The sequence below is a fragment of the Amycolatopsis dongchuanensis genome (genome assembly GCF_039542405.1).
GTDB classification, from domain to species: Bacteria; Actinomycetota; Actinomycetes; order Mycobacteriales; family Pseudonocardiaceae; genus Amycolatopsis_E; species Amycolatopsis_E sacchari.
Genome location: NZ_BAABIB010000028.1, coordinates 1 through 2,019 on the forward strand (window position 1 = coordinate 1; position 2,019 = coordinate 2,019).

The 2,019-nt window shown below is 69.1% G+C and carries 1 protein-coding gene; it reads right to left on the bottom strand.

Translation table 11 applies throughout. The features are described from left to right. Positions 1-342 precede the first annotated feature (342 nt). A complete protein-coding gene (locus tag ABFX51_RS05715; protein WP_346052620.1) occupies positions 343-1,896 on the bottom strand; it encodes a dolichyl-phosphate-mannose--protein mannosyltransferase in 1,554 nt (517 codons plus the stop codon). Positions 1,897-2,019 lie beyond the last annotated feature (123 nt).

The following is a 2,019-nucleotide window of genomic DNA, read 5'->3' on the forward strand; positions in this document are numbered from 1 at the left end:
ACCACGCATCCGACTCCTCACCCAAACCGCCTAACTTAGCGGTATTGCCCGCCGGCGAGGCATTCTTTTTCTTTTTCCCTGGTCGCTTGAGTGCCCGGGTACCGGGGTTCACCGGGCGCTGCGCGCCCTGCTGAGCGGCCCCACCCCCGCCCCGATCCTTGAGTGTTCACGGCCGATCCGTCGCGTCAAGAGCGCCTTCGGCGTCCCTTCGGGATGGGCTTCGCCCACTCTTGACCCGGCGGATCGGCCGTAAGTGCGGCTGGGGATCGGGGCGGGGGTGGGTGTGGGCGGTGTGGCCGCTCGCGTTCCGTTGCCGGGTGGTGGTTGTGTGGCTGGTACTGCTTACCGCCAGCTGGGGAGCCACAGTTCTGCTTGCCAGTGGCCTCCCGAGATCGAATCCCCGTTCAGGATCGGCCACAGCCAGGCGAAGTTGGCCACCACGAGACCCACGTACAGGGCCACCACGAGCAGTCCCGTCCCCCTGCGCTCGAAACCCCGCTTCGCGCTGCCGAGTATCTGGCCCAGCGCGAGTGTCAGGCCCAGTGCGAGGAACGGGGCCATCGGGGTGGCGTAGAAGTAGTACATCTGCCGGTCGATGTTCGTGAACCACGGGAGGTAGCCCGCGAAATAGCCCACGAGCACGGCCGCGTAACGCCAGTCGAACCGGAACAGCCAGCGCCACAGGCCCCAGCCCAGCATCGGGAAGGCCAGCCACCACGTCGCGGGCGTGCCGATGAGCATCGTGGCCTGGACGCAGTCCGTGCTGCCGCACGTCGTGGTGCCCGACTCGTAGTAGTACAACATCGGCCGCAGGCCCATCGGCCAGGTCCACGGCTTCGACTCCCACGGGTGCGGATCGTTCTTCGGCGTCACCAGGGTTTCGTGGAAGTGCAGCACGTTCATCGAATAGTCACCGAGCGAGCGCAGCGCCGGGGGGACCCAGCCCCAGAAACCCGGGGCGATGCCCTTGATCTCCGTGTAGTGCCGGTCGGTCGCCGACTCGCTCGCGAACCACGCCCACCAGCTCGCCACGTACATCAACGCGGGCAGTGCCACGATCGCCCACAGCGCGGGCAGCACGTCCCGCCGGAGCGTGCCCAGCCACGGCCTCGGCACGCCCGCCGCGCGCCGCGCCGCCACGTCGAAGCCGACGACGAGCAGCCCGAAGAACGCCATGTAGTACAGCCCGGACCATTTCACCGCGAACGTCAGCCCGACGCACACCCCCGCCGCGAACCGCCACCACCGGAACCCCAGCCGCGGCCCCCACGGCGACTCGTCCGCCCAGCCCTCGCGCACCGCGACCGCCAGCCGCTGCCGCACCTGGTCCCGGTCCACCAGCAGGCAGGCGAACGCCGCGAACGAGAACAACGCGATGAAGATGTCCAGCATCCCCATCCGCGACTGGATGAACAGCACCCCGTCACAGATCACCAGGATGCCCGCGACGGCCCCGAGCAGCGTCGACCGCGTCAGCCGCCGGGCCGCGCGCACCACCAGCACCACGATGACCGTCCCGGCGAGCGCGGAGGCGAACCGCCAGCCCCAGCCGTTGTAGCCGAGCATCCACTCGCCCAGCGCGATCAGCTGCTTCGCGAGCGGCGGGTGCACCACGAGCTCGTACCCGGCGTTGTCCTCGAACCAGCCGTTGCGCAGCATCTGCCACGCCTGCGGCACGTAGTGCTTTTCGTCGAAGATCGGGGTGCCCTTGTCGGTCGGGAACCCCAGGTTCTGGAACCGCGTGATCGCCGCGAGCGCGCCCAGCACGAGCGTGACGACCCAGCCCCGCAGCCGGTCGGCGGGCATCGGCCTGCCGAGCAGCGTCGCCTCGCGGTCGGTCGGCGGGCGCAGGGCCTCCACCGGGTCCGGGGACGGGCGGGTCAACAGTGCTGTCACGGGCCTGATACTAGGCGTCACGCGGAGCGTGTCCATTGAGGGCGGTGGTGGGGAAGTGGCTGGCCCTAGACGAGTAATGCGTAACTCGGTCAGTGGTCGTAGGCGGTGAGGGATCGGGTGACG